Annotated in this window: 17 protein-coding genes; 10 read left to right on the plus strand and 7 right to left on the minus strand. The window is 50.4% G+C overall.

Features of this window, described 5'->3' with window-relative positions:
• Nucleotides 1-105: 105 nt before the first annotated feature.
• On the plus strand, nucleotides 106-492 hold the full coding sequence (locus LPW40_RS06180; protein ID WP_097039841.1) for a DUF2512 family protein: 387 nt from the start codon (nucleotides 106-108) through the stop codon (nucleotides 490-492).
• 70 nt (nucleotides 493-562) lie between these two features.
• Here LPW40_RS06180 and speB (LPW40_RS06185) read toward each other — a convergent pair whose 3' ends face one another.
• The 3 genes from speB (LPW40_RS06185) to LPW40_RS06195 all read right to left on the minus strand — a co-directional run bounded on the left by speB (LPW40_RS06185) (nucleotide 563) and on the right by LPW40_RS06195 (nucleotide 3247).
• A complete protein-coding gene (gene speB / locus LPW40_RS06185; RefSeq protein ID WP_230821356.1) occupies nucleotides 563-1465 on the minus strand; it encodes an agmatinase in 903 nt (300 codons plus the stop codon).
• A gap of 94 nt (nucleotides 1466-1559) precedes the next feature.
• Nucleotides 1560-2465: an agmatinase gene (speB, locus tag LPW40_RS06190; protein ID WP_230821357.1), complete on the minus strand. Its 906-nt coding sequence runs from the start codon at nucleotides 2463-2465 to the stop codon at nucleotides 1560-1562.
• A 155-nt stretch (nucleotides 2466-2620) separates the two neighbouring features.
• Nucleotides 2621-3247 carry an SDR family oxidoreductase gene (locus LPW40_RS06195; protein WP_230821358.1) on the minus strand — a complete coding sequence of 209 codons (627 nt, stop codon included), beginning with the start codon at nucleotides 3245-3247 and terminating at the stop codon, nucleotides 2621-2623.
• A 210-nt stretch (nucleotides 3248-3457) separates the two neighbouring features.
• Here LPW40_RS06195 and LPW40_RS13685 point away from each other — a divergent pair, with 210 nt between their 5' ends.
• Together LPW40_RS13685 and LPW40_RS06205 are read left to right on the plus strand one after the other, a co-directional pair.
• Entirely contained in the window at nucleotides 3458-4378 is a 921-nt protein-coding gene (locus LPW40_RS13685; protein ID WP_230821359.1) for a GAF domain-containing protein, read from the plus strand.
• Nucleotides 4379-4382: 4 nt separating this feature from the next.
• The gene (locus LPW40_RS06205; RefSeq protein WP_179647111.1) at nucleotides 4383-4550 is read left to right on the plus strand and encodes a hypothetical protein; all 168 of its coding nucleotides are present in this window, start codon (nucleotides 4383-4385) and stop codon (nucleotides 4548-4550) included.
• Nucleotides 4551-4597: 47 nt separating this feature from the next.
• On the opposite strand, the gene LPW40_RS06210 is transcribed toward LPW40_RS06205, so the two are convergent.
• Complete coding sequence (locus tag LPW40_RS06210; RefSeq protein ID WP_230821360.1) at nucleotides 4598-4993, minus strand: hypothetical protein; 396 nt, start codon at nucleotides 4991-4993, stop codon at nucleotides 4598-4600.
• Nucleotides 4994-5118: 125 nt separating this feature from the next.
• On the opposite strand from LPW40_RS06210, the gene LPW40_RS06215 reads away from it, so the two are divergent.
• The gene (locus LPW40_RS06215; RefSeq protein WP_230821361.1) at nucleotides 5119-5970 is read left to right on the plus strand and encodes an alpha/beta fold hydrolase; all 852 of its coding nucleotides are present in this window, start codon (nucleotides 5119-5121) and stop codon (nucleotides 5968-5970) included.
• Between the two features lie 58 nt (nucleotides 5971-6028).
• Here LPW40_RS06215 and LPW40_RS06220 read toward each other — a convergent pair whose 3' ends face one another.
• The 3 genes from LPW40_RS06220 to LPW40_RS06230 form a co-directional block, all read right to left on the minus strand.
• Entirely contained in the window at nucleotides 6029-6355 is a 327-nt protein-coding gene (locus tag LPW40_RS06220; RefSeq protein ID WP_230821362.1) for a hypothetical protein, read from the minus strand.
• 80 nt (nucleotides 6356-6435) lie between these two features.
• The gene (locus tag LPW40_RS06225; RefSeq protein ID WP_230821363.1) at nucleotides 6436-7842 is read right to left on the minus strand and encodes a YfcC family protein; all 1407 of its coding nucleotides are present in this window, start codon (nucleotides 7840-7842) and stop codon (nucleotides 6436-6438) included.
• On the minus strand, nucleotides 7835-9052 hold the full coding sequence (locus tag LPW40_RS06230; RefSeq protein WP_230821364.1) for a M20 metallopeptidase family protein: 1218 nt from the start codon (nucleotides 9050-9052) through the stop codon (nucleotides 7835-7837). The genes LPW40_RS06225 and LPW40_RS06230 overlap by 8 nt, the downstream gene beginning before the upstream one ends.
• 168 nt (nucleotides 9053-9220) lie before the next feature.
• On the opposite strand from LPW40_RS06230, the gene LPW40_RS06235 reads away from it, so the two are divergent.
• The 6 genes from LPW40_RS06235 (at nucleotide 9221) to LPW40_RS06260 (ending at nucleotide 14200) form a co-directional block, all read left to right on the plus strand.
• Nucleotides 9221-9748 carry a hypothetical protein gene (locus LPW40_RS06235; RefSeq protein WP_230821365.1) on the plus strand — a complete coding sequence of 176 codons (528 nt, stop codon included), beginning with the start codon at nucleotides 9221-9223 and terminating at the stop codon, nucleotides 9746-9748.
• Nucleotides 9749-10046: 298 nt separating this feature from the next.
• Nucleotides 10047-10463, plus strand: coding sequence for a hypothetical protein (locus tag LPW40_RS06240; RefSeq protein WP_230821366.1), 417 nt, complete (start codon nucleotides 10047-10049; stop codon nucleotides 10461-10463).
• Nucleotides 10460-10864 (plus strand): hypothetical protein, encoded by a 405-nt coding sequence (locus tag LPW40_RS06245; RefSeq protein ID WP_230821367.1) that lies wholly within the window; start codon nucleotides 10460-10462, stop codon nucleotides 10862-10864. Before LPW40_RS06240 ends, LPW40_RS06245 begins: the two co-directional genes overlap by 4 nt.
• A 477-nt stretch (nucleotides 10865-11341) precedes the next feature.
• Nucleotides 11342-12373, plus strand: coding sequence for a Delta(5) desaturase DesA (gene desA / locus LPW40_RS06250; RefSeq protein ID WP_230821368.1), 1032 nt, complete (start codon nucleotides 11342-11344; stop codon nucleotides 12371-12373).
• Between the two features lie 105 nt (nucleotides 12374-12478).
• A complete protein-coding gene (locus tag LPW40_RS06255; RefSeq protein WP_230821369.1) occupies nucleotides 12479-13600 on the plus strand; it encodes a sensor histidine kinase in 1122 nt (373 codons plus the stop codon).
• Nucleotides 13601-14200, plus strand: coding sequence for a response regulator transcription factor (locus LPW40_RS06260; protein ID WP_230821370.1), 600 nt, complete (start codon nucleotides 13601-13603; stop codon nucleotides 14198-14200).
• Nucleotides 14201-14234 lie beyond the last annotated feature (34 nt).

Consider the following 14234-nt stretch of genomic DNA (forward strand, 5'->3'; position numbering starts at 1 on the left):
GATTATTAAAATATTTCATCATTTCATTTATATATGTTTTCTACATACATTTCCGGGTAAAGTCCTACAGAACATAATTCTTGATTATGAAGTGGAGGGAATTTCGTGGAACACGTCAAAGCACTCGGCATCAAAGGAATCATGACGCTTATCGTTTTATGGATTGTTCTCGGTGTCGGATATGATATGTCATTCTGGCCGATGATCCTGGTGACGACGATTGTACTCGGTGCAATTTCCTACCTTGCAGGTGATCTGGGCATCCTGCCTGCTGCAGGCAACATGGTGGCGACCATTTCCGACCTGGTCGTGACATTCCTGGTTGTATGGCTGCTCGGTCTTGCATTGACTGATATGAGCGGTGGTACAGTTGCGGTTGCTGCAATCATTTCTGCAGTCATCATTGCGGTGGGTGAATATCTTTTCCATATTTATCTGCTTAAGAACGGGCCTTTCCCGGCAAATGCGAAAGAGAGAAGGAATCCTTCTTAATTTGAATATAATGAAGCCCCCGAAACCGTCATATGGACGGTCCGGGGGCTTTATTTCATTACATATGGATTCAAGCCTTGTTTCCGGCGAGCAGATGGAGCAGGTCTTTTCCAATGGATGCAGCGGCGACGGCGGTCATCTCCCCGGAATCATAGCTTGGCGTCACCTCGACCAGGTCGGCGGCGACGATGTTCAATCCGGCGAGGTGTTCCAGGAACAGGCGCATTTCCCTCGTGGAAGGGCCGCCGGGCACCGGCGTCGCGGTCCCGGGGGCAAAAGCGGGGTCGAGTGCATCGATGTCGAAGGTGAGGTATACGGGATTGTCCCCGATGACCGACTTCACTTTTTCGGCAAGTGCTTCCGGACCTTGTGTCATCGCCTCCTTCGCATAAATGATATTGTACTCGAAATCTTTCGGCATACTCGTCCTTACATATGCCTGCACAGATGTCCCGGGATCTATTGCACCTTCTTCAGCGAGGTCATGGGCGAATGAATTCCGTGAAATCTTATTACTGCTGCCCGGGAGCGATTCCTGGTGGCTGTCGATATGGAGGAGGGATAATTTCCCATGCTTCTCTTTTGCCGCCCGGATCGTGCTGTATGCCACCGTATGGTCGCCCCCGATGGTCAACAGCTTCGAACCGCCGGCCAGAATCTTGCTTGCGTGCTTATAACTTTCTTCAAGCATGTAGTTGAGCCGTGTCTCGCCAAGATCGTAGCCCACGTCCCCGTAATCGATCAAGTCATTTTCCTCTTTTATGTCATAAGGCCATGGATAATGCATACTCATATCATGCACTGATGCTTCCCGGATCGAGCGCGGTCCGAACCGTGCCCCGGGCCGCCTTGTCAGACCCAGTTCGAATGGCACACCCATCACTGTGATGTCCCTGCCTTCAACCTCCCTTGAAGGGGGCAGGCCCCAGAAAGTCGCATGACCGGCATAAGCCAACATATTAATGCTGTTCACGTGATCACTCCTTAAATATACTCTTATCTTTTCCTTACCCATGTTCCCGCTAAAAAAACTAAAGGCCGGCAGATGCCATCCGCCGGCCGTATCATCAATCATCGATCTTTTCCGCCATGAGGTATATCAGGTCTTTGGCAACCGAGGCCCCTGCAAGGGCAGTCACCTGGGCGGTGTCGTAGCTTGGTGAAACTTCCACGAGATCGGCGGCCACCACGTTGAGTCCTTTAAGGTTGCTCAAGAACAGGCGCATCTCCTGGGTGGAAGGGCCGCCCGGCACCGGCGTGCCCGTGCCCGGTGCGAATGCCGGATCCAGCGAGTCGACGTCAAAAGAGAGGTAGACGGGGTTGTCCCCGATGATCGACTTCACTTTCTCGGCGAGTGCCTTTGGACCTTCGGACATCGCTTCATTTGCATAGATGATGTTGTAATTAAATTCGTTCGGCATCTCCGTACGAATATAAGCCTGTACCGACTTTTCGGCATCGATCGCACCTTCTTCAGCGAGGTCATGGGCGAAGGAGGCATGCGAAATTTTGACGCCTTCACTTGCGATTGAATCCTGGTGGCTGTCGATATGGAGGAGGGACAACTTTCCATACTTTTCTTTTGCCGCACGCACCATGCCGTAGGGGATCGTATGATCGCCGCCGATGGTCAAAAGTTTTGATCCTGATCCGAAAATCTTCCCGGCATGCCGGTATGTCTCCTCGATCATCTGACTGGTCTGCTCAATGCCGATGTCGTAACCGACATCGCCGTAATCCGCCATATCCAGTTTTTCTTTCACGTCATAACGCCAAGGATAGTGGGTCTTCATATCGTGGATGGATATTTCACGCACCGACCTCGGTCCGAAGCGTGCCCCGGGCCTGTTCGTCACACCCACATCGAAGGGCACCCCCATGATGGTGATATCCTTGCCTTCAACATCCCTCGTTTCCGGAAGCCCCCAGAACGTCGGGTTGCCTGCGTAAACCAGCATGTCCTTGCTGCTCACTCAATCACTCCTTATACATGTTTTCGCCATTCGTCTACCCGCGTCCCGGAAAAATAAAACTGCATGATGTCCTTGAAGCGGGCAGGGGATTTCAATAAAAATCCGCACGATACCTTCAACCTGGAAGATGCCGTGCGGACATGAATTTCATTATTTTATTTGAACAGATCTTCGACCGGCGTGTCACCTTCGAGCAGGGTGTACACTTTATTCTCGGCCTTATCGGCATCGACCGCCTGCACGATGACAGAGGCGACATCTTCACGCTGGACATTGCCAAATTCCTGATTCTCTTCGGACAGGCTCACTTTACCCGTGCCAGCCCCGTTTTCAAGCATGCCCGGACGGATGATCGTATAATCGAGCCCGGAAGCTTTCAGGTGCTCATCGGCGCGGTGCTTCGCATATAAATAATGCTTGATATCGTCGTATTCCTTAGGCGCCTCAGCCCCCATGGAGCTGACGATGATGAAGTGCTTGACTCCGGCATCCTTGGCATTCTCCATGCTTTCGATGGCGCCTTCCTGGTCGATGATGATTGTCATATCGGCACCGGTGTCACCCCCGGAACCTGCTGCGAACACGACCGTATCCACACCTTCAAATGCATGTGAAAAGTCTTCCTGGAGATCACCGAGCACCGTCTCGATGCCCTTTTCCTTGAATTTTTCCGCCTGTTCTTCCTTGCGCACCATGGCGACCGGGTCATGGCCCTTGTCCTTCAGCTTTTCAACGACCTGATGGCCGATCTGTCCATTTGCGCCTACTACAAGTACTTTCATAAATAAAATACCCTCCTTGATTGATCAATGGTCTATACCCTGAAGGGGTGGGGGTGTTAAACATCGGATATTTCAATGCACCGTTCCGGAAGCCATCACGACATTGCCGATTGATATTTTTCCTGGAATGTATTATATTTAATACGAACATATGTTCTTTTTTGGATGGGCGGGGGGTTTATCATGTCGGCAAAACATTTTTTCAGTTATGTGATCAGTCTTATTTTCGTTGTGACAGCCTTGATCCTCTTCAGCGCGGGCACCGCGAGGCTGCTGGAGCAGACAGGCATCGGGATCAGCTACATCACCATCATCACCGCCGTCTGCGCCGCCACCGGGTTTTACACGCTGATTGTGGAATCGGCCCGGGGTTTCAGGTCTTCGGCGGAGAAGATATCGCTCTTCGGGCTCAGGTTCAACAACCCGGTGTATGATCCCGTGTTCGAAGATGTGCCGCAGGAGGAAATCAAAAACATCAGGTCGGACAATAAAGAGCTCCAAAACGAGCTTGCACAACTCAAGGCCTTCACAGAGACGCTGCTGCATGAACTGGAGATGAAGGATGCAGAGCTTGAGGACATACAGTATGTCAGTGAAACATATATCAGACACCATAATAACAGCAGCCGGCTCATCCGCACCCTGATGGGGCTGATGGCGGATGGGAGGCCGGGCTGGGTCAGGGAGTTTTATGACAATGTACTGGATGAGTCGATCACCGTCCTGCACAAGGATCGTGCCGATAAATCCTCGACATTGTTCATGGCGGATGACGGCAAACTGAAGATGGCCGCATACCACAGGGTGAACCTGATTTCGGTGGATACAAGGGAATTCAGTCCGGGTGAAGGGTTCGCCGGGAGGATATGGGAGACCGGCGAGGTGGAGCTGGTCAACAACATCAATGAAAGCGGCTATTTTGAAGGGGATTTTTCACCGATCCACAATTACGGCTCGGTGATCGGTCTGCCGGTCAAGATCAACCAAGCGACCGTCGGAGTGTTATGCATCCAAAGTGAGGGCATCGACGGCTTTATCGAGGAGGATGTCGATACGTTGAAATTTTACGCTGACATTTGTGGCCTCGCATATTATTATGATAATATGAATGTAAAGATCGATGCGGGGTGACTGTATGGTGAGTGCTTCATTCAAGAAATCCAGTAGTGATATCGGCAAGCGTCAGCGCGAGATGCTGAAGGCTTCCAAGGCACGTTCAAAAGCACTGTACAAAAAGGCGGAGGCACTCGGTTTCAAACGCAGGAAAGACTCCGATGACCGCAGCAGGAAAAAAGACACGTGAATACATCAATCCCCATGCAGTGCGCTGCATGGGGATTTCTTCATTCATCACTGTGTTTCGAGATTCCTTTTCGTATAAATCACTGCGGATATGAAGGCGGCGGAGATGAGTACGGTGATGAAGATCAGGATGAGATGGAATAAACTGATCCCCAGGAAATCAAGCGCCATAAGCAGCAGTCCCACCGCCATCGCTATGAACAGGGCGATAAAGCCGGTGATGACGCTCCGCCTTACGATTCTGTACTTATCCGTCTCATCATTTTTCCCGAAATTCGGGGCAAGGTAGGAAAAGCAGAAACTCATCACAGCGACGATGAGCAGACTGTAGAAAGTCATGAGCGGCAGGGGCACACCGTTGATGAGCAGGTTCCCAAGGTGGATGACGGGCAGTATCAGGAAAAATGCACCGTAGACGAGGAATGAAATTTTATTATCATTCATTTGATCACCTCATTAATTAATCACTGGTCACTTTAATGATATCATGCAAAATGCATATGATAAAAGGATGTGCACCCGGATTTCATGAGCGCTGCACGGGGTATACTTCAATTGAGGTGATTTCAATGAAGGAATATGAATCGGTATATATGGACGCAGGCGGTGTGAAGCTCCATATGAAAGTTGCAGGAGAGGCGGGGGAGCCGGTCATCCTGCTGCACGGCTTCCCGGAATTCTGGTACGGCTGGCGGCATCAGATCGATGCGCTGGCGGACGCGGGTTTCAGGGTCATCATCCCCGACCAGCGCGGCTACAACAAAAGCGGCAAACCTGAAGGGGTGGAAAATTATCATATCGACAAGCTCCGTGACGACGTCATCGCCATCATGGACCATTTCGGTTTAGAGAAAGCGAACATCGCGGGCCATGACTGGGGCGGGGCGGTCGGCTGGCATCTTGCATCGACCCGGCCTGAGAGAGTGAAGAAGTTCATTGCCGTGAACATCCCGCATCCGGCGGTCATGCCGGAGGCGATGAGGAAATACCCCAAACAGCTCTTCAAAAGCAGTTATATCGGCTTCTTCCAGCTGCCGAACCTGCCAGAAAAACTCCTCACCATGAATGACCATCAGATGATGGTGCGGGCCCTGACCACCACCAGCAATAAAAACACGTTCAGCGAAGAAGAGCTGGAACAATACAGAAGTGCCTGGTCCGAGAAAGGCACGGTGACTGCGATGCTGAACTGGTACCGTGCCGCGCCGAAAAGCTTCCCGGACCTCAGTAAGGATGTGGAGGTGCCCGTGCAGATCATCTGGGGGACGGGGGACCAGTTTTTATCAAAGGAACTGGCCGAAGAAAGTTTCAGGCTGCTCAAGGCAGGCGATATCCACTGGGTGGAGGATGTCACACACTGGGTGATGCACGAACGGCCTGAAATCGTCAATAAACTCATGCTCAGATTTTTGAAAGCATAAAAAGATGCCACCGTGCAGATTGAGGTGCGGCCTCAAAATGTTGCGGTGGCATTTTTCATCAGAGTATTTTGTGGAACTTGAATTTGAACCCCATGAATACGAAGGAATACGGGTCGGGCGAGGCATTGACCTCTTCGGTTACATCATAACTGGCATAATACAGGCTGTCGTCCACGGAATATAGAGTCGCTTTTTCATCGTTCCTGATGAGGAAGTATGAATTTTTCCTGACTCTCGCAGCCAGGGCCGATTTTGAAGTGAAAGGCATGTTCTCGAAGCTTTTGATCGAGAGCTTGGCAAAAGACGGGTCTTTCCTCGGTGCCAAAACGATCACTTCATCCTTTTCCCCGGCAAGCGCATAAATCTTCTTTTCCTGAGCGTTCATGGCAGACCTCCACTCTTTGGCGTTCTTCTTCCAATATATACCCTTTATATGATTTTTAAATACACGTTACACACAATCATTTACAGGGGTCCGAGGTTGATGTACACGGCCACCGTCAAAAGTATGATTGATGCAAGCGACAGCAGCAGGAACAGCGGCAGGAACCACCTCGCCCATTTCAGCCACGGCACCGCAGCAACCGCAAGGCTTGCCATGAGCGGTCCGGATGTCGGGTAGATCGAATTCGACAGCCCGTCCCCGAACTGGAAGGCGAGCACGGTCACCTGCCTCGTGATGCCGATCATATCCGCAAGAGGGACCTGTATCGGCATCATGATCGCTGCCTGGCCGCTGCCTGAAGGTATGAAGAAGTTGAAGATCGAGTTGATGACGAACATCCCGATCGCAGTCAGCACCGGCGACAGTGCTTCCAGGGGTGTCGCAAGCGAGTTTACGAGCGTATCGAGTATGTTCGCATTCTCCATGATCACGAGCACTGCACGGGCGAGCCCGATGATCAGTGCACCATATACGAGCTTCTTACATCCTTCCAAAAAGGTGAGTGTCAGCGTGTTGTAGTTCATTCCGGCGATCACACCGGCCACAAGGCCGATGATGATGAAGAATGCCGCCATATGGTCGGTCGTCCACTGGAACTGGACCACCGCAAACACGAAGAATGCGAGCGCGGCGGCCGTCCAGCCGAGCACGAGCTTATGTCTTACGGTGAATGTATCATCGAGCTCAGGATCATCCGCTTCCGGTTCAAGGACGCCCATCAGGCTCCTTTCCGAGTCATCCATGATCTTTTTGCAGTAGCGCCATGTATACCATATCGATATGCTGACGAACAGGACGAATGCGATGACCCTGAAAAGCATGCCCGAGAATAAAGGCACGTCGGCGATGTTATGGGCGATACCGACGGTGTAGGGGTTCAGGAACCCGGCGGTGAAGCCGATGAATGCCGCGTTGAACGTGATGGCGACCGCGACGATCGCATCGAGTCTCAATGCACGGGCAAGCATGACGCCGATTGCGACAAACGGTATGACGGAGTTGGCAAGCGCACCGACGGCACCGCCGAGTGCGAACAGGATGGTGATGACTGCGATCAGCAGGAACTCTTTGCCTCTCATGGTGGAAATCGTCGACAGCATGCCGGCCCTGATGGCACCCGAGCGTTCAATGACTTCAAACATGCCGCCTGCAAACAGCACGAGGAAGATCAGGCCTGCGGAATCGACCATCCCTGCCTGTATCGCCAGGAACACATCCATGAATCCTGCAGGGTTCTGTGCGGCTTCGCTGAAGGATCCCGAAATGACGCGCTCCACACCGTCGACCTCTTCACGGTCGAACATGCCGGCGGGTACAAAATATGTTGCGGCAGTGACGAAGAGCAGGACGAGGAATACGATGACGTACGTATCCGGCATCTCCCATTTTTTCTTCGGCATATGGTTTTTATTGGATGAATCAGTCATTGGCGACCTCCAGTCCGAGCAGGTGGTGGGACACTGCAGTCAAAAACACTTTTCCGATGTCGGCCATCGAACGCTCGTCCGGATTGAATTTCGGGTGGTGCAGCGTATAGTTGGCCTCTGCATCAGACTTCTGTGCACCGACGAAAAAGAAGGTGCCGGGGAATTCCTTCAAATAATCCGCAAAATCTTCAGCCGTGAGTGCCGGTGCCTTTTCACGCGTTGTCAGTTCAGGCACATGGGTATCCACGAGTGATTTCAAATTGCGGGTCTCGGGGATATGGTTGTAGACGGCATCATAGCCTTCCGCGAAGACGACTTCAGCGGTGACGCCGAACTGGTCTGCGGTCGTTTTTGAAATATGCTCAAGCGACTTTCGCATGATGCTTTTCGTCTCATCGTCGTAACATCTGGAAGTGCCTGCGATGTATGCCTTTGACGGGATGACGTTATGCGAATCACCGGATCTGATCGTACCGACGGTGACGACGCCCGATTTCTGGGGATCGAGGTGCCTGCTCACGATATTCTGCAGGTTGCCGACGAGCTGGCAGGCGGCCACCAGCGTATCGTTCGAAGTGTGCGGCATGGCACCGTGGCCGCCGTCGCCGTGGAGGGTGATTTCAAAGTTGTCACCCGCACCCATGGCATAGCCTTCGGTGAATCCGATCTCGCCGGTCACGCCTTCGTCCCAGACATGCGCGCCGTATACGAAATCTACGTCCTTCAATAGGCCCGATGCGATGATTTCGGATGCACCGCCCGGCGGCTGCTCCTCTGCATGCTGATGTATAAAGATGACATTCCCCCTCAGCTGGTCCCTATACTGTACGAGCACGCGCTCGACCATCATCAGGGCGGTTGTATGTATATCGTGGCCGCATGCATGTGCGACGCCTTCGACCGTCGATTTATAAGGGACGTCCTTCTCATCATTCATCGGCAGCGCATCAAAGTCCGCACGCAGTGCCACGGTCGGCCCCGGGTGCGCACCCCTCAATATGCCGACGACACCGCTTGTGCCGACGTTTTCATGTGTTTCTATTTCAAGGGATCTCAAATGTTCAGCAATGATGCGCGGTGTGCGCACTTCTTTGAAAGAGAGCTCCGGATGCATATGAAAATCCCTTCTGATTTCTATCATTTCAGGGTATATGGATTCGAGGCTGCCGAACATCTGACCCAGCACTTCTTTGGAAGCAGTTATTTCCATTATAAAATCTCCTTCAAAAATAAGATGATATTCATAATAATACAGTAAAATGCAAAAGTAAACACAATTTCCGGTGCTGCGGAAATTTATTCATTTAGTAAAAACGGTTTCACGGATATTGGGTATAATGGTAGTATGAAAGTAACCTGTAAAAAGGCAGTGGATATGATGGACAAAAAGATGAGCATACGGGTTGTGAGGAAAACCGGCGTTTTCGGATTTTGGAAATCCGTGCATTTCAAGCTGGATGACAAGCGGTTCGCAGAAATCAGGAATGAAGAAGAGCTGACCATCGACCTGCATCGGGAAGGGGCGCTCTTCAGCATCAATTATAATGAAGTGTTCGATTTGAGCAATAAAGTCACCGTAAAGAACGGTGACGTCGTCCTGATCCGGCATACGTGGGTGAACTATATACTCTACGGCCTGCTGGTGTCGATACTGCTGCTGCCGGTCGTGTTCCCGATATATGACTATTTCGGCCTGTGGGCTTTATTCCCGATCGTCTTATCGGTCATCCTCACGGCCAAGTACTCGAACACCTTCAAAGTCGAAGTGCTCGAAAACATATTCGCGGCTGAAAGAAGCAGGCGGGCAATTGCACGTGAGCGTGAAGAAGCGGAAGAGGAGTACGGCGGCGTCATCAACTATGAAAGCGCGGGGCCGAAGCCGCCGCATGAGAGCGGAAAGACGTGAGTACAGCGTGTTTCCGGACAGGAGGGCGCGTGTGCGTGGATCCAGCCGGATTCTGGATGAAGTTCCGGACAGGGCGACCCGAGAGTCGTACGCCATCCGGGATTTGGGTGAGATTCCGGACGGAGTGACCTGCACGTCGTGCTCCGTCTGGAATCAGATTGGATATCCTGACGGAGGAACAAGGGCGTGTGTTTCCATCCGGATTTTGAGTGAGAAACCAGACAGAACGACTTGCACGCCGAACTGCATCCGGTTGAGGACACTAAAGCCGGTTACATAGGAAAGGGGTGAGTCAGCAATGGATATCAAAGTGAAGCGGGAATACAACAAGATCGATTCAGTCACGCCGCTCATCATTACGATCAATGGTGAGGAGGTGGATAAGATAAAAAAAGGAGAGGAAACGACGGTCGCTCTGCCGGCTGAAACGGCGGAAGTCAGCCTCGATCCCATATTCGAAAGGGTGAAGCCGGTCCCGGTGAGGGATGGGGACATCGTCCTGCTCAGCCGCAGGAAGCTCCATTATATCCTGCAGTTCATCGCGCTGTTTTTTGCGCTCGCCCCGGGCCTGTTGATGATCATCAACATCGAATACTGGCCGTCACTCATCTTCTTCCTTCCCCTGGTCGGCATCACGTTCCTTATCGATTTCTTCATGAAGACCTACCAGATTGAGGTCGTGGGGAACAGTAAGAAAAAGGGGTATGATTCATGACGGTGAAAGTGATCAGGAAAAAGGAAAGGATGACTGCTGATTGGACGGAACTTGAAGTCTATCTTGATGAGGCGAAAGTTACCAGTATATATGGAAGTGATACTGCTGAGGTCGAACTTGAAGGAGAGACCGGTGAACTGAAAGTCAAACAAATTATGAACAAAGTTGTTACAAAGCATGTAAAACAAGGCGACACAGTAGAAGTTTCCAATTCACGGACGATGATTTGGGTGGGCTACCTCCTGCCGGTTCTGCTGCTTATTATGTTCACTTCTTCGATTTTCGATCTTTTGAACTTTTGGATTCTCAGCGTTCTGGTCGTGGGTTACATCATCTTTATCTCGGGCATCAAGCCGCTTCAGATTAAAGTCATCAGCAGCAGCCGTGAATCCGGAAATTGATAAGCAGCCTGGGATGTTTCATCTTTTCCGTAAAAAGGTACATCAATAAAAAAAGACTCACGAAAGGGAGTGCTGGGATATGAATGCACTATTAATATTCGGTCTCGCCACGGTGATCATCGCCATCATCATCGGCATGGTCTTCAAAGGCATCGGCAAAGCGAAAAAATAAAAGTCCATATAAATGACAATTGGCAGCCGGGGAACCCCGACTGCCGTTTTTTTAATTATTCATCAAAATGATAAGTACAAAGACGATGACAATGATTAAAGTGATTGAAATACCATATTTCATAATGAATACCTCCTGCTTGGGTTATCTTTCCATACCCGGATTTACACCTTTAATAACCATTTCCACAAACTTTGGCGGCGGATATGACAAATGTCATATTTTATTGCTGACAAAATCCTCTATCCGGTCTCCCTCCGGCATTCTATAATTATAGATGACTAGAAGACAGGGAGATGGAACTTATGACCAAACAAAAACAGGCGCAGCTGAAAAAGGCTGTTATGCCCTATGCTAAGTCCCAGACAAAAACAAGCATTATACAATTACTCAATACGATCGTGCCATTCTTTTTATTATGGTTCCTGGCATACCAGGCACTCAGTGTTTCGTTCTGGCTGAGCCTGCCATTCAGCATTCTTGCTGCAGGTTTCATGATACGTTCATTCATAATTTTCCATGACTGTGCGCACGGCTCATTTTTCAAAAATAAAAAGCTCAACAACTTTTTCGGTACATTCACCGGCGTCATCACGCATTTCGCATATGATAGATGGAAGACCGAACATGCGATGCACCATGCAACGAGCGGCAACCTCGACAAACGGGGCATCGGCGACATCTGGGTCATGACGGTGAAGGAATACGAAGAAGCAAGCAAGTGGAAGAAACTGCAGTACAGACTGTACCGTAACCCGATCGTGATGTTCGGCCTCGGACCGCTGCATCTGTTCCTGAGTGCGAACCGCTTCAACCGCAAGGCGGCGAAACGGAAAGAGCGTTTGAACACGCACCTCATCACCTTGATACTGATTGCGATTTACCTCACCATCGGTTTCACATTGGGATGGCATGTCCTCCTCATGGTCCAGCTGCCGATCATCTACATCGCCGGAATGGCGGGCATCTGGCTGTTCTATGTACAGCACCAGTTCGAAGATTCCTATTTTGAAAATGAATCAGAGTGGGATTTCGTCAAGGCGGCAGTCGACGGCAGTTCATATTATAAACTGCCCAAGTGGCTCGAATGGATGACGGGCAGCATCGGATACCATCACGTCCACCATCTGGCACCTAGGGTCCCGAATTATCACCTTGAAGAGGCGCACGCTAATACACCGCCGCTGCATCAGGCGACGACAATCACACTGAAGACGAGCCTCGAATCGATCAAGTTCAGATTGTTCGATGAAGACCACAAGAAGTTCATCACATTCAAAGACTTGAAGCAGCGTGTTGCCCAAGGTAATATGAAGCACAGTGCGAGCACTCGCTGAAGTTGAATAAAGACCCGTCCATATACGGTATGGACGGGTCTTTTATAATGTTTAAAGCGCTTTAAACTGGTATAATTAGGCGAATCTTATGAAGGGGGCGGCACAATGAGAGAGTGGTATCATCTGTTTGCCAAGAACACCGGACTCAGTCTGTATATATGGATCATCTTCTGCATACTGCCGTTCTACTTCATATTCCGTTCGACGTCAACTCCCGAGATCATCTTCGGAATCTCGGTGACCCTGTTGTTCTTTGCGGTGTTCTGGCTGACGTATAACGTGAAGGGACCGAAAATATATATCGGCCTCAGCATTGAATTCGCCATCAATATCATCATGACTTATTTGTTCGGATATGTGTACTTTGCACTGTTCATTGCATTTTATGTGGGCATCATACGTAACAGGGCGGGGTTCATATCCATGTATGTGATCCACCTTGTGACGACGATCGCCGCGATGGTGGTCGGTTTCATCGGCGACTATTCTTTATTCATCAGCCATCTGCCATTTTTGATCATGACGGTGCTCGGCGTCATTTTGATTCCGATCGGCAAACGGAGCCGCATCCAGACTGAAGAGCTGGAAGACCAGCTTGCGGATGCAAATCAGAAGATCGCAGAGCTTGCGATTGCTGATGAACGCAACCGGATCGCCCGTGACCTTCATGATACACTGGGTCAGAAACTGTCGATGATCGGCTTGAAAAGTGAACTGTCATCGAAACTGATTGATATAGATACTGTAAAAGCGAAAAATGAGCTGGAAGATATCCACCATACTTCAAGGCAGGCACTGAAAGAAGTCAGGGAATTGATCGGCAATATGAGGCATAATGGGCTTGCTGAAGAGCTGAAAAGGGTGGGGGACATTCTCGATACGGCAGGCATAGACCATGAAATAACGGTGGATGCAGAAATCGGCAAGATTCCCGAGCTGAGTGAAAACATACTGAGCATGTGCTTAAAAGAAGCGGTCAACAATGTTATAAGACATGCGGGGGCAGACTACAGCTTCATAGAATTGTCCGAATCGAAAAGTGATCTTCTGCTGAAAGTATCCGATAACGGCACCCGTAACAAGCAATTTCTCAACGGTAACGGCCTGGACGGTATGAGGGAGAGGCTGTCATTTGTGAGCGGCGAGCTGCATATCACCCAGACGCCTGAAGGGTTCGAAATCAATGTCTCAGTGCCGAAAGTGCTGAAGGAAAGGGAGGAAGGATAAATGATACGTATAGTGCTTGCGGAAGATCAAAACCTGCTGCTCGGTGCGCTGGGTTCACTGCTGGATCTGGAAGATGATCTGGAAGTCGTCGGCAAAGCAGTGAATGGTGAAGAGGCGTTGAAACTGGTCGAAGAACTGAAACCGGATGTCTGCCTCATGGATATAGAAATGCCGGTGATGACCGGTCTTGAAGCGGCCGAGAAGTTGAAGGACACCGACTGTAAAGTGATGATACTCACGACGTTTTTACGGCCCGGGTATTTCGAACGGGCGAAAAAAGCCAATGTGCGCGGGTATTTATTGAAAGACAGCCCGAGTGAGACACTTGCCGATGCGATCCGGCAGATTACGGACGGCAAAAGGGTGTACTCCCCGGAACTGATCGATGTGGCATTTGAATTGGATAACCCGCTGACGAAGCGGGAGCAGGAGATCGTCCAGCATCTGGCTGAAGGTGAGCCAACGAAGACCATCGCCAAAAATTTGAGCCTGTCAAACGGGACCGTGAGGAATTACATCTCGATTGTACTGGATAAACTTGGGGCAAAGAACAGGATTGAAGCCATCTCAAAGGCGAAGGATAAAGGCTGGCTGAAATAGGGTAGAGATAACTGCGTGATAAGCTGAATAGGAG

The sequence above is a fragment of the Salinicoccus halitifaciens genome, assembly GCF_021026095.1.
In the GTDB taxonomy this organism is placed as follows: Bacteria; Bacillota; Bacilli; order Staphylococcales; family Salinicoccaceae; genus Lacicoccus; species Lacicoccus halitifaciens.